Origin of the sequence: Marinomonas rhizomae (assembly GCF_024397855.1) — a bacterium.
GTDB classification, from domain to species: domain Bacteria; phylum Pseudomonadota; class Gammaproteobacteria; order Pseudomonadales; family Marinomonadaceae; genus Marinomonas; species Marinomonas rhizomae_A.
On sequence record NZ_CP073343.1, the window covers coordinates 2599288 to 2621012 of the forward strand.

At 42.6% G+C, this 21725-nt stretch carries 17 protein-coding genes; 10 read left to right on the top strand and 7 right to left on the bottom strand.

Going from position 1 to position 21725, the window contains the following annotated elements:
- Window positions 1-8: 8 nt before the first annotated feature.
- The 5 genes from KDW99_RS12375 to KDW99_RS12395 are packed head-to-tail and all read right to left on the bottom strand — an operon-like array spanning window position 9 to window position 7200.
- Window positions 9-1547: an ATP-binding cassette domain-containing protein gene (locus tag KDW99_RS12375; RefSeq protein ID WP_255825130.1), complete on the bottom strand. Its 1539-nt coding sequence runs from the start codon at window positions 1545-1547 to the stop codon at window positions 9-11.
- Complete coding sequence (locus KDW99_RS12380; RefSeq protein WP_255825132.1) at window positions 1541-2587, bottom strand: ABC transporter permease subunit; 1047 nt, start codon at window positions 2585-2587, stop codon at window positions 1541-1543. The genes KDW99_RS12375 and KDW99_RS12380 overlap by 7 nt, the downstream gene beginning before the upstream one ends.
- Window positions 2584-3639, bottom strand: coding sequence for an ABC transporter permease subunit (locus KDW99_RS12385; protein ID WP_255825134.1), 1056 nt, complete (start codon window positions 3637-3639; stop codon window positions 2584-2586). Before KDW99_RS12385 ends, KDW99_RS12380 begins: the two co-directional genes overlap by 4 nt.
- Before the next feature lie 16 nt (window positions 3640-3655).
- Window positions 3656-5506 (bottom strand): extracellular solute-binding protein, encoded by a 1851-nt coding sequence (locus KDW99_RS12390; protein WP_255825136.1) that lies wholly within the window; start codon window positions 5504-5506, stop codon window positions 3656-3658.
- Window positions 5506-7200 carry a cyclic peptide export ABC transporter gene (locus KDW99_RS12395; protein ID WP_255825138.1) on the bottom strand — a complete coding sequence of 565 codons (1695 nt, stop codon included), beginning with the start codon at window positions 7198-7200 and terminating at the stop codon, window positions 5506-5508. The genes KDW99_RS12390 and KDW99_RS12395 overlap by 1 nt, the downstream gene beginning before the upstream one ends.
- 509 nt (window positions 7201-7709) lie before the next feature.
- On the opposite strand from KDW99_RS12395, the gene KDW99_RS12400 reads away from it, so the two are divergent.
- Entirely contained in the window at window positions 7710-10016 is a 2307-nt protein-coding gene (locus KDW99_RS12400) for a TonB-dependent siderophore receptor (RefSeq protein WP_255825140.1), read from the top strand.
- A 52-nt stretch (window positions 10017-10068) separates the two neighbouring features.
- On the opposite strand, the gene uraD is transcribed toward KDW99_RS12400, so the two are convergent.
- On the bottom strand, window positions 10069-10590 hold the full coding sequence (gene uraD / locus KDW99_RS12405; protein ID WP_255825142.1) for a 2-oxo-4-hydroxy-4-carboxy-5-ureidoimidazoline decarboxylase: 522 nt from the start codon (window positions 10588-10590) through the stop codon (window positions 10069-10071).
- A gap of 196 nt (window positions 10591-10786) precedes the next feature.
- Here uraD and uraH point away from each other — a divergent pair, with 196 nt between their 5' ends.
- Window positions 10787-11152 (top strand): hydroxyisourate hydrolase, encoded by a 366-nt coding sequence (gene uraH / locus KDW99_RS12410; protein ID WP_255825144.1) that lies wholly within the window; start codon window positions 10787-10789, stop codon window positions 11150-11152.
- Between the two features lie 287 nt (window positions 11153-11439).
- The gene (gene hpxO, locus KDW99_RS12415) at window positions 11440-12618 is read left to right on the top strand and encodes an FAD-dependent urate hydroxylase HpxO (RefSeq protein WP_255825146.1); all 1179 of its coding nucleotides are present in this window, start codon (window positions 11440-11442) and stop codon (window positions 12616-12618) included.
- Window positions 12619-12661: 43 nt separating this feature from the next.
- On the opposite strand, the gene KDW99_RS12420 is transcribed toward hpxO, so the two are convergent.
- Entirely contained in the window at window positions 12662-13378 is a 717-nt protein-coding gene (locus KDW99_RS12420) for a FadR/GntR family transcriptional regulator (protein ID WP_255825148.1), read from the bottom strand.
- Between the two features lie 249 nt (window positions 13379-13627).
- Here KDW99_RS12420 and KDW99_RS12425 point away from each other — a divergent pair, with 249 nt between their 5' ends.
- The 7 genes from KDW99_RS12425 to KDW99_RS12455 all read left to right on the top strand — a co-directional run bounded on the left by KDW99_RS12425 (window position 13628) and on the right by KDW99_RS12455 (window position 21724).
- Window positions 13628-14761 (top strand): mandelate racemase/muconate lactonizing enzyme family protein, encoded by a 1134-nt coding sequence (locus tag KDW99_RS12425; protein ID WP_255825150.1) that lies wholly within the window; start codon window positions 13628-13630, stop codon window positions 14759-14761.
- 60 nt (window positions 14762-14821) lie between these two features.
- Entirely contained in the window at window positions 14822-15817 is a 996-nt protein-coding gene (locus KDW99_RS12430; RefSeq protein WP_255825151.1) for a TRAP transporter substrate-binding protein, read from the top strand.
- An 87-nt stretch (window positions 15818-15904) separates the two neighbouring features.
- Complete coding sequence (locus KDW99_RS12435) at window positions 15905-16420, top strand: TRAP transporter small permease (protein WP_255825153.1); 516 nt, start codon at window positions 15905-15907, stop codon at window positions 16418-16420.
- Complete coding sequence (locus tag KDW99_RS12440) at window positions 16420-17700, top strand: TRAP transporter large permease (RefSeq protein WP_255825155.1); 1281 nt, start codon at window positions 16420-16422, stop codon at window positions 17698-17700. Before KDW99_RS12435 ends, KDW99_RS12440 begins: the two co-directional genes overlap by 1 nt.
- A 127-nt stretch (window positions 17701-17827) precedes the next feature.
- Window positions 17828-18748 (top strand): ArsR/SmtB family transcription factor, encoded by a 921-nt coding sequence (locus KDW99_RS12445; protein WP_255825157.1) that lies wholly within the window; start codon window positions 17828-17830, stop codon window positions 18746-18748.
- A 323-nt stretch (window positions 18749-19071) separates the two neighbouring features.
- Entirely contained in the window at window positions 19072-20580 is a 1509-nt protein-coding gene (arfA, locus tag KDW99_RS12450) for an arabinosylfuranosidase ArfA (RefSeq protein ID WP_255825159.1), read from the top strand.
- Between the two features lie 43 nt (window positions 20581-20623).
- Window positions 20624-21724, top strand: coding sequence for an ABC transporter ATP-binding protein (locus tag KDW99_RS12455; RefSeq protein ID WP_255825161.1), 1101 nt, complete (start codon window positions 20624-20626; stop codon window positions 21722-21724).
- Window position 21725: the final 1 nt, after the last annotated feature.

Sequence of the window (21725 nt, forward strand, 5' to 3'; positions counted from 1 at the left end):
CCTGGTATCTATACTAAAGCTAATTGATCAAACTGTTTATGAGCTAAAAAATCGCGATGATTGTCTTCCTGTGAATACAAAGCAACCTGCTGCCCTTCCTTTAAAATTAAAAATTTGTGGCAAAGTATTTTAAGTAAATCGAGATCATGACTAATCACAATTAAACTAAAAATTCGTTTATCTTGTAGGGACTTAAGAAGTTCAATCATACGCAGACGATTAAACTGATCTAGCGCTGTGGTAGGTTCGTCTAAAATAAGTAATTTCGGAGACAAAAGAAGAGCACGGGCAATCATAATTCTCTGACGTTGGCCCCCAGACAATTCATGGGGATAACGATCTAATAAGGATGGCATCAATGCCACGTCTTCCATTGCCTTTGCCAACATAGATTCAACCTCATTGACATCAAAGGATGAAGTCTTACTCGTTAAAACATCATGCAATGATTGTCGAATCGTTAACCTAGGGTTAAAGCTAGCGGCAGTGTCCTGAGGAACAAATTGCATACTAGTGCGATTAAAGCGCAGTTCTTTACGATTTAATGCCAGCCAATCGCTGCCATTAAATTGCACCATCCCACCGACAGGTAATAGCCGTAACAAAGCTTTTGCCAAAGTGGACTTACCCGCACCACTCGCACCTATCAAACCCAAATTCTCACCCAAGTTCAGATCAAAATTCACATTTTTCAGTATATATTTTTGGGAGGAAAGCCAGCCTGTATCAACTTGAACATTCAGCTCTTTCACAGACAAAAGTAACTGAGAATGCGGTGGGTGAATTGGCTCAAATTTTACTCGGTGCAATAGCAAACGAGTATAATCTTGTTGCGGAGAATGAAAGATCTCTTCCGTCGTTCCTTGCTCTACCATTTCACCATGGCGCAACACCATTACATAATCCGCAACCTCTCTTACCATGAATAAATCATGTGATATCAAAACAACAGCCATACCCAAACGGGCTTGAAGCTGCTTTAATAACTGTAAAATTTGTTTTTGAGACGCGGAATCTAACGCTGTTGAGGGTTCATCTGCCACTAATACCTTAGGATTATTAGCGATCGCCACCGCAATCAAAAAGCGTTGTCGCTGCCCTCCAGATAGTTGATGGGGATATCGTTTTTTGTGTTCTGGTAAAAGACCGACTTGAAGTAATAATTCATCAACCCTATGGTCTAAAGCATGGCGAGAATAGCGAGTTTTAGCATGCACTTTAATTGCGCGAATCAAAGTCCATTCTACTCGTTTTACAGGGTTCAGTGCTGACAGCGGTTCTTGTGCCACTCTAGCAATATCAGCGCCTCTAACACATTGCCAATCTTGCTCGGAATACTGCTGAGTATTTCGTCCCAAAAGGGAAATCGAACCTTTCATTTCCCCATTTGCAGGCAAAAAACCCAATAATAATTTAGACAAAAGTGTTTTGCCTGCGCCACTCTCTCCTACAATGGCTAACGTTTGTGCCGCCTCAACCTTAAGGCTTATATTGCTTAAAAGCACAGTTTCGTCTATTTGAAAGGTAAGCTTGTCACAAACTAGCATGCAGCCTCTCCTTCAGCATTGTTGCTTTTTATTTGAGTTGAGCGAGAGCGAATGGTTGCTAATTTTTCTTGTAATGCTTCGCCTACCAAAACAACCAAAACAACCAACACCAAAACACTTGTGCACCCTACAGCGCCTAGCCAAGGAGCCTGTATATTATTTTTCCCTTGAGCTAAAAGTTCTCCCAATGAAGGATAACCTGTGGGTAAACCAAAACCTAAAAAATCCAGAGTAATCAACGCGCCTAAAGCACCAGAAAAAACAAAAGGTAAATTACTCAAAGTAGCGACAAGAGCATTAGGAAAAATATGTCGGTAGATAATCCTAAAATCGGCAATACCAGCTAATAAAGCTGCCTGTACATAATCTAGCTGGCGAACCTTCAAAACTTCAGCTCGTACTTGCTGGGCAAGATGATGCCAACCAAAAAGCGCCAGTACAATCATTAATGTAATCGGCCCAGGCTGAATCAAACTAGCGACAATCATCACTATAAAAAGCACTGGAACCGTTGCCCAAACCTCGCTAAACCTCTGCCCAAGCAAGTCAGCTTTACCACCGTAATATCCCTGCAACCCGCCAAAGAAAAGGGCTAACAGAGCAACTAAAGCAGTCAAACCAAACGAAAAAAGTAAACTAATTCTAATACCGTATAAAAGCCGAGCAAGAACATCTCTTCCCTGATCATCTACACCTAACCAATTTTCGGAGGTTGGCGGCGATGGAAAGTTAACGTCATAATTAATACTTTGATAAGAATATCGAATGGGCGCCCATAACCACCAACCATTACTTTCTATCTGTTCTGCGACAAAGGGATCTTTATAATTTGCTTGCGTCGAAAAAACACCACCAAAACTCGTTTCGGGGTAACTTTCTAATGTAGGAAAGAACCATTTATCCTGATAATGAATAAGTAATGGCTTATCATTCGCGAGCCAAGGAGCTGCGCAGCTAATAACAAAAATCAGTAGCAATATTATAGAGGCCCATTGCCCTCTGACTACAACCGAACGGCTTGAAGAGTTTAGACCCATCATGATTTTGCCTCGGAAAAATCTAAACGAGGATCAACCAATCGATACAACAAATCCCCTAATAAAACCAACACCAAACCTAACAAAGAATAAATATACAGAACCCCGAGAACCACGGGGTAATCTCGCTGCAGCAGCGATTCAAACGCCAACAAAGCGACACCATCTAAAGAAAACACCAATTCCACCAAAAGGGCACCGCCCATAAACAATGCCAACAAATCAGAAGGCGCTCTAGCTAAAACCACGAGCAGGCCATTAGGCAAAACATGACGAAACATAACACTCATACGGCTTTCACCAAGCCCTAATGCCGTTTCCACATAAGGTTGGCTTAGTTGATCGACAATTGAGTTTCTTACTAGCACTGTCAAAGGAGCCAATCCACCTGCGACACAAGTCATAACAGGCAAAAGAAGGTGCCAGAAATAATCCTTCGCCTGTTCAATTAAAGACATCTGATCAAAACCAGAAGAAACCAATCCTCGTAAAGGAAACCAACTAAATACACCGCCACCAGCAAATAATAAGATAAAAATAATCGCTATAATAAAAGTCGGTAAAGCAAAAGAAACAAATAGCCCTAGACTGGTGATAGCATCAAACCAACTGCCTCTTTTTAATGCTTTGGTGACACCAAGTGGTATTGCTAGTAAATAGGTAATTAGCAAACTCCAAAAACCCAAAGAAATTGAAGTGGGCAAACGACTTACAATCATAGATTCCACGGTCTGCCCACTAAAATAGCTTGTCCCAAGATTAAAGGTCATATAGTGAGACAAGGTCTCTAAATATCGAGCTAATAACGGCTTATCAAAACCATATTGCTGGGCAATATCCTCCCTAAGCTTTTGATCAATCACATCTTGGCCAAGGCTTGCCCCATCACTTTCGAAAATTGCTAGTGATGAATTTTCGACACCACTCATCTTCGCCAAAACAGACTCTATTGGCCCTCCAGGCAACCACTGAAGCAAGAAAAAATTCAATGTAACAATAGCCACTAAGGTTGGAATGATAAGCATCAATCGCTTAGCTAAATAAGAAAACTTCATCAGTAATTAGCCTCTATCACTTCTCTCGGCTGTCCCACCAAAATTCAATTTCATATCCATAAGCAGGATCGATTGCTGGTCTTTTAATGTAGTCAGCATGAGCTACTAATTGAAAGTTACGTGACCATAATGGCAAGAAGTAATAGTTCCACTTTAAAACTCGATCAAGAGCATGCCCATAGTCTTGAGTTTGCTGGTATGACGATGCTCCAACCAAATCCTTCACCAGATCATCAATTACTGGGTCATTAAAACCTGCAATATTATTACTCGTCGCTACATTAGCAAAAGAAGACATTAATGCTGATCGCATTTCAGTATTAGGCGGAATACGTACTTTGTACTGAATAGGAGCCATATCAAATTGGCGTTGCATGAGTTGTTTATAATATTCGGTTCCGGTGCGAACTGAAATTTGCGCTTGAATACCTAAACGTTTCAGACTCTGAACATAAGCACCAATAGCAGGCTTCATTTCAGGTGAAGGCAATAAAAAATGTATCGTGAATGGCTTATCTTTTGAATCAACCAAGACTCCATCTTTCAATTGCCAGCCTGCGTCTCTTAACAGCTGTTGGGACTCTAATAACTGTGCCCTATTATCACCAGAGCCATCCGTATCAGGCCATACAAAGGCATCGGTGAACAATGCCTTAGGCAAGCGACTCTTATACGGTTCTAGAATGGCTTTCTCAGCTTCTGATATCGTACCGCTAGAGGCTAAGAAACTATTATTAAATAGACTTTCTGCACGTTTGTATTGACCACCAAATGCCTTTTGATTCAGCCACTCAAAATCAAATGCACGCACCAATGCTTCACGCGTTTTTCGATCAGAGAACTTTGCTTCCCGTAAATTAAACAGGAGCGCAGTTACAAAAGAAGGCGCCTGATAATCAATCTTATCTTTTACTATTTGACCATCATCAAACGCCTTCCCCTGATATAACTTATCCCAACGTGAGAGGTTTGATTCTGCAATGTAATTTACTTCTCCGGCCTCCAATGCTTGGATAGCTGCATTACGATCTCGAAAATATTCCACTTGAATCGTTTTGAAATTATATTTACCTTTGTTTAAAGGTAGGTTCTTCGCCCAATAATCATCACGTAATACATAAGTAATACTTCTACCAGGCTCAACTTTAAGTACTTTGTAAGGGCCTGAACCAATAGGAATATATAGAGACGCCTCAGTAAAATCTTTTCCTTCCCAGACATGCTGAGGGATCACTGGCAAATTACCTGAGTTAATAACTTGTAATCGGCTACCTTTCTCACCAAAATTCAGTCTAACGGTTAGTGGATCAAGCACGTCAACTGATTGCACATCTAAAAAACGAGATTTGATATTACTTAATCCCTGCTGTTGAAAACGCTCTATCGAAAAAGCAACGTCCTTTGCGCGAACCGATGTACCATCGCTAAATTTAGCTTCCTTCCTTAAATGATAGGTAACCGACGAATAATCATCAGCTATAGCAATTTTTTCTGCTAATAAACCATAACGTACTTTTGTTTCATCCTTATCATGCCCTCGATCAGTTAGGCCATCATATAACCAAAACAAACCTCTTGGCTTAGTACCCAAATTAATAAATTGATGCAAAGAATCGAAGCTGCCAATTTCGGCAATCACTAAGGCTCCCTGCTTAGGAGCTTGAGAGTTAGCGTAATCAAAATGATCAAAATCAGCAGAATATTTAGGTGGGCCATACAAAGAAACGGCATGAGTCACCTCCTCAGCCACCACATTTTGCATCGTACAAAGAAATAAAACGGCTGTCATAAAAGATCGTTTTTTGAATACATAAACGCTTTTCAGTGTATATGCATACGCAAAAAGTAAATTAAAAAACATTTTCATCAAGAGTATTCCTTGTCATGAAAAGAAGAGCTGTTTTCAGCAGTCTCAAGAAAAAAAGGTGTAATTTTTCCTTCGTCAATCCGATAGACCTTGTCTGCGATATGAAAATAATGATCATCATGGGTAATCGCGATCACTGTTTTCCCCCGCGCTTTTAACTCAGGCAATAACTCGGTATAAAATACCTTTCTAAAAACCGGATCTTGATCCGCGGCCCACTCATCTAGAACAATAATGCTACGATTCTCTAGATAGGCTAAAAGTAAGGCCAAACGCTTTCGCTGACCTTGAGATAACTTTGTTGTATTTAACTTACCATCAACATTCACGTTGACTTTTTTCTCTAATGACAATGCTTGCAAATAATGCTCTACAAGCTCTGTATCAGGTCGTTCTCCTGCTTCATTGATTAATTCCTTAAACAAATAAAAATCGGCGAACACGACAGAAAAATGGCTAAGGTAAAAATCTATATTTGTATTGTCTATATACTCTCCTGCAAACTGAACAGAACCAGATTGCGGAGCATATAAACCAGTCACTAAACGAGCGCAGGTTGATTTCCCCGTTCCATTACCTCCCACCCAGAATACCAACTCCCCTTGGTTAAGTTGAAAGTCTATGGGGCCTACACAAAAGCCAGACTCTCCGCCTTCAGAAGGGTATTGATAATAAACTTTATCGAGTACCAGACTCCCCCAGTTATCAGAATATTTGGTAGGCTTGCCGATATTGCATTTCTTGGTTTTACCTTCTGCAAATGGCATTTCAGCATCAGGTTCTGCAAGCGAAAGTTTCTGTATTTTGGTATAAGCAACAGATCCTTGCAGCAGAGTAGGAAGAGAGCCGACCAAACCAGCAAGCGGCGAACGCAGAAATAAAATAGCTAATGCAAAGCCTGCAATATCCTCTCTTGTCCCTATATTAAATTGCGCATATAGCAGAACAACCATTGCAATCAGTAACAGAATCGACGAATTTACCCAGCTGCCATTTAGTACGGTCAAACGATCTGCTTTTGTTTCTAAATCGAGAGCATGCTGCACCACTGGCACCATACTTTTATGATAAAAAACCTCTCGTCTCTGCTTGCTTAGTTTTAGTTCATTACGCCCTTTGATCAATCCTTCATAGCTCTCGTATAGGAAATCATCATTGTCCCTGACTCGCTTTTTATAACCTCTCGATGCCGTCATCAGAACTTTACCGATCAACACAGATAATAAAGTCATTACAACAGTACAAAAGAAGAATGGTGGAGACAGATGCAATAAGTAACCGTAACAGCTAACTAGTACCGCAAGGCCAAACACCACAAAAGGTAAACTATTAAACGCCTGACTAATAGAAGCGACATCCTTAGTTAAAGACGCCAGTATGGCGGGTTGTCCTAGTAAATCTAAACGCTCTACCGAGGTATTCATTAATCGTCGAGAAAGTAAGAGGCGCAAGCGGTACACAACTTTATGCCCTAACGACGTCAACATAGACTGAGAACAAAAACTCAGTATAAAAAGGGAAAATATCAACCCAAATAGAGCGAGAATATTGTTCGCATTGATGCTTGCTCCCGACACTACATCATTAATAAATGAAATGACGGCAATCCCACAAAATGCACTTAACACACTCAGGGTAATAGCTGATAAAAAGAGGAAAGCATTCCCTTTCATTAAAACCATGATTAACTTCATTCACAACAACCCATCACTGGTATTAATATGCATTCTCATTATCAACATTATTTTATAGAAAGATACCATTAAGCACCAGAAAAACATATATCACACAAATACTCCTAATCGACTAGGCGCTAGATATCCCATTCCATAAAGGAGGCCTTATTGTGACGATATAGTTACTTTACTCACCCTCCCTACTAAGTCCGTCATCAAAGCATCATAGATTGATTTTGAAACACATTTATCTCTAACAATACTCTGATGATTTCCACCCAACACACAATTAGTTGCAACTCCATTGAAGTCAATATTTTTTGAAGGATTACTGACATCTCTAATCCTCTTTAACTAATGCGACATCATATGACGAAAAAAATAAATGAAAACGATTATTAATTGCAATAGCATTTACATAAATATTTTTTTTTGCTATTAATTGTAAATTAATGTCAATGCCTTAATTGCATTCACAAAACATTTAAACAAACGCTATCAATTAAAAAATAGGATTGAGCAACAACATGAATAAGACACTCATAGCCAAATATGTCTCATCTAGGATCAAACCAAGACATTCATTTATTCTGGCTCTCGCTATAATCAGTCCGATTGCTCTAGCAGCAGATGAACCTACAGATCAAAACACAAATACAGAGAACAATACGCTAGACACACTAGTTATCTCTGGAGTTAAACAGTCGCTCACAACGAATGTCTCACAATCCTCCATGCGAACTGAGGCGAACTTAGCTGAAATCCCTAGATCTGTAGTGGTTATAAACGACGAGATTGCAAGCGAGCAAAATGCGAGCTCTTTAAGCGATGTAGTACATAACATCAGCAACGTATCAGAAGACAATAACTATGGCGGAACAAGAGATCAATTTTCTATTCGTGGTTTTAATGCCAACGTCTATGAAGATGGAGCTAGAGTATATGGCGTCGCACAAGATAAAGCGGTCATGGAAGACATTCAGTATGTCGAAGTAGTTAAAGGGCCAGAATCAGTTTTGTATGGCAACATGAATCCTGGTGGACTAATCAACGTCATTAGCAAAAAGCCATCACCTAACCAAGCAACAGATATTGAGTTGAATCTAGATGAACATGGACAACAACGTCTAAGCATCGACAGTACTGGAGCACTTAATAAAGATAAAACGGTTCTTTATCGTATTGTCGGCGTAACGGATGATTCTGATGAATGGCGAGATGACTCAGACAGCACCCAAACCTTTATTGCTCCGACCATTACGTGGTTTGCTAGTGAGGACACCGAAGTCACTCTATTTTATAAATACAATAAAGAGGAGCTTCCTTTCGATCGTGGCACATTGGCGGTACGTAACGCCTCAAACACAGGATGGAACTTCCTAGATATTGACTCTAGCCGAATAGGAACTAGCTTTTCTAGACAGGAGCGTGAAACTGAAAAATTTGGTTTTGAAGTGGCTCATGACGTCAATGATTACTGGACGACTCGCTTCAAATATCAACATCAAAAGCGTGATACAGACGGTCGCAGAGTGCATTTCTATGCTGCTTCAGACGCTTCAGTATCAACAGTTCTTGGCACAAGTATCCGAAACCAAGATCAATACAAAGTAGCATTTGACGGTAATATCAACCGCTATGTTAACGATAGCCAAACAAGCAGCAACACAGACATATTCTCTTGGGAAAACCAACTTAACTTTGACTGGGGAAAAAGCTCACACACAATCATTACAGGTGCTGACGCGACACGCTACAAAGAGACAATAATTAACAATGCCTCTAAAAGCTGGTCAAATACCACAATGGCAGCGCTCTCTGCCGTAATTTTTGGTGAAGCGTCGCCTAATTCTGGACTCTATAATTACTATACAGATAGCTCAGCAGCCAGTGACCCAAATGATTACTACCACTTAAATACAACAAAAGAAGAAATAAAAGAATACGGCATTTTTATCAATGATTTAATAAAGTATGGAGACTGGAACTTTGCTGTAGGGCTTCGACATGATACTTATTCAAGAGAATTCAAAGACACCTATGACAGTGCCATTTTAGCTAACCCTGCAGGGAGAGCCAACTTTAGCAACTCAGACGCGAAAAGTCCGAATGACTCTAACCTAAGCGGACAAATAGGCGCCCTATATAAGCTGTCGGATTCTGTTTCTTTCTTCTCAAATATTGCGACTTCTTATCTACCAAACAACAATTTCGATACAGTGAAGCAAGAATGGGTAGACCCACAGGAAGGTACACAATACGAAGCAGGCATCAGGTTTTCGCTCTTAAATCACAAACTTAATTTGACAACATCCGCATTCCATATCAACTTAGATAACGTTGCTTATAGAAACGATGGCAATCCAATTAGTTATGATGTCTACAAACAACGCAGCCAAGGTTTTGAAATTGATGGTGATTACGCCATCAACGATCAATTAACCACCTTATTTTCATATGGCTATACAGACGTTGATTTTGTAGATTCTCCGGATAGTGCGAATAAACCAGTCAATGTGCCGATGCACAACGCAAGTGCTTGGTTATTTTATGATGTTACAGAAGAGTGGGGAGTCGGTACAGGTATCCTTTATGTAGGAGAGCGTGCAGGAAATCGTAGAAAAGACTACGACTACAAACTCGACGCTTATACGACAACCGATGTAACCCTTTGGTACCAACCTAGTTTCGCAAACGACCAGCTACGTATGCAGTTAACCGTTGCAAATATATTTGATGAGGATTACTACAGCGCTGGTTCAGATTCCACACAAAATGCAGTTTATTTAGGTGAACCTCGCACTGTCTCTTTAAAAGCAAAATACAGTTTTTAACCTTGCTATAAAAAACAATAAAGGAAAGGCCCTGCAAAAAAGGTCTTTCCTTTTACAAATCCGCCAATCTGAACCCTGCAATTTTATGCACTTCGCTCATGGCGCGGTCAAACTCTGTTTGCCAGTCATTGGGGGTTCTAGATTCAAAGCCTGCAAGTATCTGATCCTTGGTCGCGCCTTTTACGGCCATGATGAAGGGAAAGCCAAACTTCTCTCGGTATGTATCGTTCAGCTGTAGAAAATGCGCCAACTCTTCTTCTGAGCATTGATCCAGCCCTGCTCCTGACTGCTCTGAGGTTGACGCATGAGTGAGTTCACCCGCTAACGCCGCTTTGCCAGCTAAATCTGGATGAGCACGTAGCAGTATGAGTTTTTGTTCATCTGTACTTTGCTCTACGATGTCTGCCATAGTGGCTTTGATTTTATCGATGCTGTCAAAGTACTCGCTGGGGTGCGAGGCTTTTTGTCGCCATAGCTCTTCTGCCACCCAAGTGGAATGTTCATAAATACTGCTAAATAGCGCGATAAAATCCGCTTTTTCCATTTCACTGATTACAGCTAACGGGTCGTGCATAATAGGACTCCAATCTCTGACGGCTTATACAAAAAGATCTCTAAACGAATCTCGATAAATAATAAAAACGCTTGCTATAGGAACACATGGCACAAATATTGATCTCTATGAAACAATATTTTCAGCACCATTTCACTTATAAAGACGCTTACTTGCAAAAAGCAGGCTAGTTTTCAGATTAGATTGAGGTAAAACAATGGGATACTTAACCACACACATTTTAGATACGACAAAAGGCATCGCCGCCGCTGGTGTTAAAATCGACCTTTACCAGCAAACTAAAGACGGACAACGACAGCTCATTCATAGCACGATATCCAACAATGATGGTCGCTGTGATCAGCCCTTATTACAAGCGGATAGCTTCTCTGCAGGCATATATGAGCTGGAGTTCGCCATTGATGAGTACTTTGCTGACAGCTCTAATGAAGCCACTCTAAAAGAGGGTCCGAGCTTCTTAAATACAGTAATTATTCGTTTCGGCATCAGTGATGAAAACGCTCACTATCATGTTCCTCTTCTGGTTTCGCCTTATTCTTACAGTACTTATCGTGGCAGCTAGCCTTGAATAACCAGCTCAACATTTAACGAGCCGAAATAGAGCAAAAATAAATAAAGCCGCACCAAGATAAGTCATTTCCTGCCCTATCGGTCAAAGAAGAAAGCCAGCCTATTTCTTCTTTGACCTAGCACCACCGATTACGCACCCCTCTAAAACAAAGGTTTCACATAAATAAATATAGGCTCATTTGTTTCATGGCATATTTATTGCCATTTACTCCTTTAACAAGACATTAAAAATTCGCTACGACAACACGACAACGAAGCGAAAGATTAAAGGGGAATGGTATGAAAGCACTTATTATTGGCGGCGGTATTGGCGGCATGTCTGCAGCGGCTGCGTTAAAGCAACAAGGCATCGAGTGTGAAATTTTTGAAGCAGTGAAAGAAATCAAACCTGTTGGCGCGGCGCTCTCTATTTGGTCTAACGGTGTAAAGTGCATGAACCATTTAGGTATGGGCAGCATTATGGACGAACTCGGTGGCCCGATGCACAACATGGCCTATCACGACGGTATAACTGGCTCCGTGATGACGCAGTTCAGTCTTGCACCATTGGTTGATGCGGTTGGAGAACGCCCTTGCCCTGTATCAAGAGCAGACTTACAAAGCCAAATGATCGATTGGTGGGGACGCGACAAAGTCCAGTTTGGCAAACGCATTGAAAGAGTCGAACAGAGTGACACAGGCGTCACCGCATATTTTACCGATGGCACCAGCGCCGTGGGTGATTTTATGATTGCGGCCGATGGCGCACATTCTGTCGTACGCGCTGACGTGATAGGTTATCAAACAGAACGTCGCTACGCCGATTATGTGAACTGGAATGGTTTGGTAGAAATCGATGAAAGCATTGCCCCTGGCGATCAATGGACAACCTTTGTTGGCGAAGGCAAACGCGTTTCTATTATGCCAATTGCCAATGGTCGCTTTTACTTCTTCTTTGATGTGCCATTACCAAAAGGCCTAGCGGAAGACAGAAGCACAGTCGTTGCTGATCTAACGAGGTACTTTAAAGGTTGGGCTGAACCTGTCCAAAAACTGATTGCCGCCATTAATCCAGAAACCACAAACCGTATCGAAATTCATGACATCGAGCCATTCGATACCTTGGTAAAAGGCAATATCGCCCTACTTGGCGATGCGGCTCACAGCACAACCCCAGACATTGGCCAAGGCGGTTGCTCTGCACTCGAAGACGCCGTTGTACTTGGTCAGTGTTTCGCGGATCAATTAAAAGAGAAAGGCAAAACGGTTTCTGGTGTGCTAGCCGCTTTGAAGCAATATGAAGAAGAGCGCCGCTATCGCGTTAAAGACCTTGTACTAAAAGCTCGTAAACGTTGCGATGTTACTCATGGTAAAAACATGCAAGAAACCCAAGCTTGGTACGACGAACTAAGGCACGAAACAGGCGAAAATATCATCGCAGGATTGCGCACCACTATTATCGGTGGGCCGCTGGCCTAGCCCCTAAAACATTACTTGGCAAAAAGTGATTACCACAGGGAAATCACTTTCTTGCCAGTTTCAAGAACCGCTCTCTGCTGTTGGTTAGATGTAAGCGCATTGCAGCCCGCGCAGCATAGGAATCCCCTCGTTCGATCGCGGTATATACTTCTTCGTGTTCATGATTCACATGAGACACATCTATGCGCTTACGTGGCACTAAACTATTTTCCATGTGCTGCATGATATCGACAAAGTAATGATTGCCTGCTGATTTAGCGATTAATAAATGAAAGTTAAAATCCGCTGACCCGGCGTCTGATACATGACCGTTTCTATCTATGGCTCGCAAGGCATCTAATGCTTGGCGAATTTCCACCAGCTGCTCTTCGGTGCGTCGTAACGCAGCCAAACCGGCTATTTCCACTTCCAATCCAATGCGCAACTCCAAGATCTCTACAGCATCGTTGACATAATCAAACGACAGATCCATTGGCCCTTGCCCTTTATTATTTAAAACAAAGGTGCCTATACCGTGTTTGGTTTCAACGTTTCCTGATGCTTGAAGGCGCTGCAGTGCTTCTCGTACAACCGTACGGCTAACGCCATGCTCTTGCATGATATCCGCTTCTTTAGGCAACTTATCACCGGGAACTAAAACCTTACTTTCAATTTTATGCAGTATTTCTTGAACCAGTTTCTGCGCCAGATTCCGTTGTGGTTTTTGCTCCCGACGGGGCTCATCAGAAGAATTAGCGGACAATAAAGGGTCATGTTTCACTTTCAGTTATTCCTACAACCAAAAAAGTCATCATACAACATATAAAAGAAATACGGAAAACGAAATAAAACAAGGTATTAAACAAAGATCCGCCTCACAAATCATCGTAACTGGGCGTAGTAATGACTAGAAACTCGGTGTTAGCCCGTATTAAAAAATAGTCATCGTACCTCTTGACCAATAAAAAGTAAGTTGTATGATGTACTACATCAAATTAAATACATTAGATCGACAGAGATTTTCTTAGCCATGAAAATTACAAAAATAACAATTAGGCGCATCGCCATTCCATTTACGGCAGGAGTACGAGACATCGCCCCTGTAAAAGAGGAAGACAAATTCAACGGCGCCTCTCCTAATATCGACAAGATGGAATCGTTGCTCGTTGAAGTAGAAACAGATACCGGCCTAGTTGGCTGGGGCGAAGCGTTCGGTCATGCTTCAAACATCGTGACTTATGCGGCTTTAGAACACCTTGTTGCACCTATGTTTGTTGGCAAAAACATCGCAAATTACGAACAACACCTCTACGCAGCCAAGCGTGCATTGCATAGCTTTGGTAGCTCAGGTCCTATGCTCTATGCCTTATCAGCAATCGATATTGCCATTTGGGATCTTAAAGCACAGCATGCCAAGCAACCCCTGTACAAATTTCTTGGCGGCACTACGGGCAAGATCAGTCTTTACGCTAGCTTAGTGAGCTACGGTAACGAACCAGATAAAGTCCGTGAAAATGTCTTACGAACTGCCAATGCTGGCTTCAAAAAAATCAAACTACACGAAACAACCTATGCGGCTATTGCTGCTGCACGCGATGCATTGCCTGACGACGTAGAGCTCATGGTTGATGTTAATTGCCCTTGGAATCTTACGGAAGCAACAGACAACGTCACTGAGTTAAAACCGCTTAACTTAGGTTGGGTAGAAGAACCTGTTTGGCCGCCAGAAGATGCAGCTCAACTTGCAACCATTAGAAAAATTGGCGTGCCTGTCTCGGCGGGTGAAAACGCCTCTGGCCCAGAAGGGTTTGAACAGTTATTTAAAGCAGGAGCCATTGATATTGCTCAGCCAAGCGTCAGCAAAATAGGTGGTATTACAGGCATGTACGATGTGTGCAAACGCGCCAAACATCATAACGTACAAGTCGTACCTCACTGCTTCTACTATGGTGCCGGTATGATAGCGACTGCCCATTTCATCGCAGCCACCATGCCTGAAACATCATTAGAAATTCCCTTTATTGAGTTGGCTGATTCTCTTCATCCACTTAATGAATGCCCTGCAACATTCGATCTTGGAGATTCTCTAGGTCTAGGGTTCTCACCGAAGCCTGAAACCTTAGAGAAATACACCATAGCAAGCTGCTTAATTAGCGAAAAATAGCACAATATTTCTTAGCACAATAAAAATAATCTACGCTTAAAGCGTATTTAGGAGAAGACTATGTTCACACGAAAAACCCTTGCGGCCCTCACTATCACATCAGCCCTTGCTGTCACACCAACGGCTTTTGCAGCAAAAATGATAACGGTTGCTAACTTTTTTCCTGATACTCACCCAAACAGTATCGCCCTAAAAGACACCTTCAAAAAAGATGTCGAAAGCCTTAGCAATGGCGAGCTAAAAGTTAAAGTGTTTAGCAATGGTGTATTGGGCGCAGAAGAAAAGCTTTATAACTCCGTTCGAGGCGGCACCATTAGCATGGCTATCCTCGGCACCATTATGGATAAAGAAGTAGAAAATGTTGGCATCATCCAACTGCCCTTCTTATTCAAAAATTACGAACACGCTCAAAACGCGTTAAACAGCGATATCGGCCAGAAATTGGTGAATGATATGGACACCAATACAGGGATGCATTTCCTGGCTTATGGTGTACAAGGTTTCCGCGTAGTTGCCAGTAACCGAGAAATCTCTTCTATGGATGATTTCAAAGGATTGCGCCTTCGCTTCCCTGGTATTTCCAGTATGCTAGAAATCGGTAAAAACCTAGGTGCGAATATCACGCCTTTGCCTATTTCTGAAGTGTTTAGTGCATTAGAGCAAGGTGTTGTGGATGGCGTTGAAAACCCATATCCAAATATCGTCGCGTCTAAGTGGTATGAAATTGTGAAATACATCACAGAAACGAATCACGTTTTCACGCCAAACTTGTACTTGATGAACAACAACACTTGGAACGGCTTAACCAAGGAGCAACAAACAGCTGTCTCTACAGCGGCACAAAATGCAGCGAAGCAAGAATGGAGTTTGTTGATCAAACAAGAAGCACAAAACAAAGCAACTCTTGAGCAAGATGGTGTGAAAATCACCGTTCCAGATCAAGCATTCCACAGTGCGTTAATACAAGCAGAACAGTCTGCTTATGAAAATTTCTATAAATCACACCCAGGTGCTCGCGATATTGTCCAAGAGATCATTGCACTAGGCGAAAAGTAAGCTTGATAAGGGCGTCTATATAATCCATATAGACGCCCTTTTTTACTCTTAAACCTTAATACTGTTTGACCAATTAAGAGCTTCACCATGATGAAAAAGCTATCTCGCTCTGTAGACTTACTACTGGGAATCGGCATGGCGGGTTGTCTGGCCACGATGTCCTGCCTTGTCTTCTCGAATGTCATTTTGCGCTACTTATTCGACTCAGGTATTACATGGTCGGAAGAAATGTCGCGCTACCTATTTGTTTTTATGATTTTTCTCGGCACGACACGAGCTATGAAGCTCAATCAACATTTGAATGTCGATATTTTCATAAAGCTTATGCCCTTCAAATGGCTACGAGTTGCGCTGCAACTTATTTCTGCGGCCTTAATGCTGTACGCCCTCTGGTTACTTATTGATGGTAGCTGGCAGCTAGTCAAAATAAACATTAACACCCTTGGCCCTGCTACTAATATGCCTCTATGGCTACTCTATGCTGGCGCCATGATTATGGGCGCTTGCATGTGCTTGTTTATTTTATTTGGCATTAGACGCTTATTCGAAAACGAACAGCAACAAGACGCTCTCAATAAAAATCATCAAGAAGGAGAAGCATAATGGAGCTGGTCATTTTTGCTGGCGCGTTATTTGGCGCCATTATTATCGGTATGCCTATCGCCTTCGCGCTCATCATGACAGGCATGGCGCTGATGTTTTACATGGACATGTTTAACAGTCAGTTGATTGCAGAAAACCTAGTCAGCGGTAGCAATAATTTCTCTTTGATGGCCATTCCCTTCTTCATACTTGCAGGGGAGTTAATGAATGCAGGCGGGATTACCCGTCGAATCATTGATTTAGGCATGACCATGCTGGGTCACAAAAAAGGCGGTATGGGTTATGTAACCATTGTGGCAGCGATACTTTTTGCGTCGTTATCAGGTTCCGCCGTTGCCGACACCGTCGCTCTTGGCGCTATATTGATTCCACTCATGGTGAAAGCGGGTTATGACCACAACCGCTCTTGTGGCCTTATTGCCTCAAGTGGCATCATTGCCCCAATTTTACCGCCAAGCATTCCATTGATTTTATTTGGTGTCACCAGCGGTGTTTCTATCTCACAGCTTTTTATTGCGGGTTTGGCGCCTGGCCTAATGATGGGTGTGCTGCTTATTTTTGTATGGTGGTACGTAACGCGCAAAGAAGACATTGAATTACTAGAAAAAGCCAGTCTTAGTGAGCGTCTACACGCTCTAAAGAATGCGTTATGGGCGCTCATCCTGCCAGTCATTATTGTTGTTGGTTTGCGCTTTGGCGTCTTCACTCCAACCGAAGCGGGTGCTGTTGCGGCGTTCTACGCATTGTTTATTGGAACATTTGTCTATCGCGAACTCACACCTAAGCGTTTATATGGTGTGTTAGTAAATTGCGCGACCCTAACCAGTATTATTATGTTCTTGGTAGCGGCCTCTTCTATTGCCGCTTGGATGATCACCATGGCGGATATTCCGGGTGCTGTGTCTGAGTTACTACAACGCTGGAAAGACGACCCAACCACTCTAATGATCATTATCAACATCTTGGTATTAATCATCGGTATGGCGATGGACCTTGCGCCGGTTATCTTAATTTTGACTCCGGTTCTCATGCCTGTTGTTACAGCGGCAGGTATTGACCCTGTCTATTTTGGCATCGTCTTTGTGCTTAACTTAAGTATTGGTTTACTGACACCGCCAGTGGGAACGGTATTAGCGGCCATATCAAGTGTCGGCAACACCAGCATGGGAGCGGTTACAAAAGGTATTGCGCCTTTCTTATTGGCTCAACTGGCCTTGCTTATTGCGTTAATTCTGTTCCCTTCACTGGTCTTGGTGCCTTTCCATGCCCTGTATAATTAGCCAATAACGTCTGTTTTTTCAGAAAAATATATGGCTTTCTCACAAAGTGAACCAAGTGAGGAAGCCATTTAAAACTTGATAAGAATCATAATACTCGATATAAAGACATCTTGAAGTGGAGATGATGATGAGTAAAAAGTTCTTATTGCTAACACCTGAAGACGGCGCTGATGTCCTAAAAAGCCTAGCGGCTCCAGCGCGTTTGGCAATTTTGTCCTTGCTACATGAAAAAGGGCCAATGAATGTTAATGATATTGCCGACTTACTCGAATTACCGCAGTCATCTACCTCCAGCCACATCAACTCCCTCGAAACAGTGGGTTTAATCACCACAGAAAGTCAAAAAGGTCGTAAAGGCAGCCAAAAAATATGCCGTGCGACACACGAAGAAATCGTCCTATCTTTCAGCAACACCAAGCAAAATCAAAATAATGTCATTGAAGTATCCATGCCTGTTGGCCTGTATTCTGAATTTGATGTGATGGCGCCTTGTGGCTTGTGCTCTGAGTCTGGCATTGTTGGATTCCTAGACAGCCCAGATACTTACCTTTCTCCAGACCGTATGCGAGCCAGCCTATTATGGTTCACCAAAGGCTATGTGGAATATCAATTCCCTAACAACGCCCGCATTGCAGGCCAGACAGTCAAAGAGCTAGAGCTGGTAATGGAGCTTTCTTCTGAAGTCCCTGGCACTTCTGAAAACTGGCCTTCGGACATCCATATTTCCATCAATGGCAAAACCGCTGCTATCTGGACCGCCCCTGGGGATTATGGCGACCATCAAGGCAAATACACGCCAGATTGGTGGAAGCTGGCAGGCAGCCAATATGGACATTTAAAAAGCTTCCGAGTCACTAATAACGGGACTTTTGTGGATGGCATGCGCGTCTCAGACATTTCTTTGAAAGACCTAGCACTTGAAGAGCACAGATCCATTCGGGTACGAATTTCAGTCCCTAATAATGCTGAACACCCTGGCGGCATCAATATTTTTGGCAAACAATTTGGCAATTACGACCAAGACATTATATTACGCCTTCAATCTTAAGGAAGGTAGAACAAGTCCTTAACCTCATACACAGCATCTTATTTTCTGATTTTGATATCAGCACGCCTGTTATAGCGATTAAAATTTAAAAAGACCATAAATCTCAACGCCTTAGAAAATCGTCAAACATTCACCTCTTTCTTTTTTCGTTAAAAATCCCGCCAAGACATACCAATTTCGGTATTTAATTGCACGAAAATTAAACGTCTTATTGATTGACCTCAGGTCAAATATGCACTTAATATCCATTAATCGGATAACAAACAAAAAATCAGATACTTAAAAATACCTTAAATAAGTACAAAAATAAGAAAGGAGTAAGCATGCGCGCCAACGTGACTGCACACAAAGATTATGTGATTGCTAAAATAGACCCTCGCCTTTACGGCTCTTTCATCGAACATTTAGGTCGCGCTGTTTACAGCGGCATCTACGAGCCAGGCCATCCGACTGCCGACGAGCACGGTTTTCGCCAAGATGTTATCGAGCTGATCAAAGACATCGATGTACCAGTTACTCGTTACCCTGGTGGTAACTTCGTTTCTGCTTATAACTGGGAAGATGGCATAGGGCCAAAAGAAGACCGCCCGACTCGCTTAGACCTCGCTTGGCACACCTCAGAAAGCAACGAAATAGGCATTCACGAATTTGCCGAATGGGCAGAACAAGCGGGCACAGAAATGATGTTAGCAGTGAATCTTGGATCACGAGGTTTAGATGAAGCTCGCGCCTTCTTAGAATATGTTAATCACCCTGGTGGCTCTTACTGGTCTGACCTACGTAAGCAAAACGGTCGCGAAGAACCTTGGGACGTGAAACTTTGGTGTCTTGGTAATGAAATGGATGGCCCTTGGCAGATCGGTCAAAAAACAGCAGCGGAATACGGCCGAGTCGCCTTTGAAACCGCTAAAGCCATGCGTGCCTTCGACAAGAATATCGAACTGGTTGTGTGTGGTTCTTCTTCCCCTAAAATGGCCACTTACCCAGAATGGGAAAGTACTGTTCTAGATTATACATACGAAACCGTCGACTATATTTCATTGCATATGTATTTCGATGACCATGAAAAGAACACGGCCAACTATTTAGCAAAAGCCAGCTTACTGGATAACTACATAGACACTATTGCGGCGGTCATTAAAACCACCAAAGCGAAAAAACGCTCTACCCACGACGTATATATTTCTTTTGATGAATGGAACGTCTGGTACCACTCCAACGAGCAAGACAAGAAAATCCTTGGCGGCAATGACGGCTGGCCACATGCTCCAGCATTACTAGAAGACATTTACGACTTTGCTGATACGCTGCAAGTTGGCTGCATTCTGAACAGCTTTATTCGTCACAGCGACGTGGTCAAAATTGGCTGTTTAGCACAATTGGTTAACGTTATCGCACCGATTATGACAGTGAAAGACGGCCCAGCTTGGCGCCAGTCTACTTACTACCCATATTTGTATGCTTCCCAATATGGCCGCGGTACAGCGCTCAATCTTGCAGTGCAATGCGAAAGTTACAGTACAGACTTTGCTAAAGATGTACCGTATTTAGATGTGTCTGCCGTGGAATCTGATAAAGATGGCGGATTGACCTTCTTCATCGTTAACCGTCACCCAGATGAAAGCATTGAATTAGATCTATCTCTACAAGGCTTTACGCACCAGACAGTAATTATGGATAAAGTCATGTCAGGTCATGCACTTGACGCTAAGAATGGCCCAGATGCAGAGCAAGTGGCACCAAAAGATGGTCAAGGCGCATCTGTTACGCAGCAAAAACTAACGGCAAGCATTGCTCCTATGAGCTATCGCATGATTCGACTTGGGGTGTAATACCCCAAGTTTTTCCGTTTAAAATTTGCTGAGAGAGGAAACCATGTCTGCATCTATCTCTATAAAAAATATAACAAAGCGATATGACAGTGTTACCGTATTAGACGACATTAACCTACACATCGAAGACGGCGAGTTTGTTGTATTTCTTGGCCCTTCTGGCTGCGGTAAATCTACCCTATTGCGTATGATTGCGGGGCTAGAATCCATCACCGATGGCGCTATTGAAATTGGCGAAAAACGCATCGACACGCTACCACCAGGGCAACGTGGTGTTGCTATGGTGTTTCAGTCCTATGCGCTCTACCCACACATGACGACGCGTCAAAATATGGCGTTCGGTCTAGAGAATGTGAAAGTAGCCCAAGACGAAATTGATCGTCGCGTTAATGACGCAGCGAAAATTCTCGAAATCGATCACTTACTAGATCGTAAACCCGGACGTCTGTCTGGCGGTCAGCGTCAACGTGTCGCTATTGGCCGCGCCATTGTCAAAGAGCCTAAAGCCTTTCTCTTTGACGAGCCCCTGTCTAATTTAGATGCTGCTCTTCGCGGTAGAACACGATTAGAACTGGCACAACTCCACCAGCGCCTTGGTTCGACCATGATTTTTGTGACCCATGATCAGGTGGAAGCGATGACGTTGGCAGATCGCATCGTCATCATGCACAACCAAAAAATAGAACAAATCGGCACACCTATGGAGATTTATCAATATCCTGTGAGTCGTTTTGTTGCTGAATTTGTTGGCTCTCCGCCAATGTCCATGTTGCCTATTAATCACATAGAAAAAACAACCAATGGCGTTACTGTTGAAGTTAGTGGAGCTGGAACCGTCGCCACAGCGATTAGCCTGCCACCAGAGTTCAACGCCAAAGACGCGGTAATCGGCATTAGAGCAGAAGACACTGAAGTGGTTTCTGAACAAGAAGATGGCCTAGATTTGACGATAAAAGTCGTCGAGCGCCTTGGCGATCGTACACTTCTTTATGGCACATTAATTGATGGCACAGAGCTAATTGCAGAGGATTCCGGACGTTCAAAAGTAAAAGCCGGCGATAAGGTTCGGGTGGCAATATCTCCTCATGCTGCGCATATTTTTGACGGTGATGGACTTGCTCACCACAGTCAGCTGGAGGTGTAAA

Excerpts from the sequence above, each read along its gene's own strand:
- KDW99_RS12425 (WP_255825150.1), top strand. The coding sequence starts at position 13,628 with ATGAAAATTACAAAAATAACAATTAGGCGCATCGCCATTCCATTTACG.
- KDW99_RS12435 (WP_255825153.1), top strand. The coding sequence starts at position 15,905 with ATGATGAAAAAGCTATCTCGCTCTGTAGACTTACTACTGGGAATCGGC.
- arfA (WP_255825159.1), top strand. The coding sequence starts at position 19,072 with ATGCGCGCCAACGTGACTGCACACAAAGATTATGTGATTGCTAAAATA.
- KDW99_RS12445 (WP_255825157.1), top strand. The coding sequence starts at position 17,828 with ATGAGTAAAAAGTTCTTATTGCTAACACCTGAAGACGGCGCTGATGTC.
- KDW99_RS12375 (WP_255825130.1), bottom strand. The coding sequence starts at position 1,547 with ATGCTAGTTTGTGACAAGCTTACCTTTCAAATAGACGAAACTGTGCTT.
- KDW99_RS12385 (WP_255825134.1), bottom strand. The coding sequence starts at position 3,639 with ATGAAGTTTTCTTATTTAGCTAAGCGATTGATGCTTATCATTCCAACC.
- KDW99_RS12430 (WP_255825151.1), top strand. The coding sequence starts at position 14,822 with ATGTTCACACGAAAAACCCTTGCGGCCCTCACTATCACATCAGCCCTT.
- uraD (WP_255825142.1), bottom strand. The coding sequence starts at position 10,590 with ATGCACGACCCGTTAGCTGTAATCAGTGAAATGGAAAAAGCGGATTTT.
- KDW99_RS12380 (WP_255825132.1), bottom strand. The coding sequence starts at position 2,587 with ATGATGGGTCTAAACTCTTCAAGCCGTTCGGTTGTAGTCAGAGGGCAA.
- KDW99_RS12395 (WP_255825138.1), bottom strand. The coding sequence starts at position 7,200 with ATGAAGTTAATCATGGTTTTAATGAAAGGGAATGCTTTCCTCTTTTTA.
- KDW99_RS12400 (WP_255825140.1), top strand. The coding sequence starts at position 7,710 with ATGAATAAGACACTCATAGCCAAATATGTCTCATCTAGGATCAAACCA.
- hpxO (WP_255825146.1), top strand. The coding sequence starts at position 11,440 with ATGAAAGCACTTATTATTGGCGGCGGTATTGGCGGCATGTCTGCAGCG.
- KDW99_RS12390 (WP_255825136.1), bottom strand. The coding sequence starts at position 5,506 with ATGAAAATGTTTTTTAATTTACTTTTTGCGTATGCATATACACTGAAA.
- KDW99_RS12455 (WP_255825161.1), top strand. The coding sequence starts at position 20,624 with ATGTCTGCATCTATCTCTATAAAAAATATAACAAAGCGATATGACAGT.
- KDW99_RS12440 (WP_255825155.1), top strand. The coding sequence starts at position 16,420 with ATGGAGCTGGTCATTTTTGCTGGCGCGTTATTTGGCGCCATTATTATC.
- uraH (WP_255825144.1), top strand. The coding sequence starts at position 10,787 with ATGGGATACTTAACCACACACATTTTAGATACGACAAAAGGCATCGCC.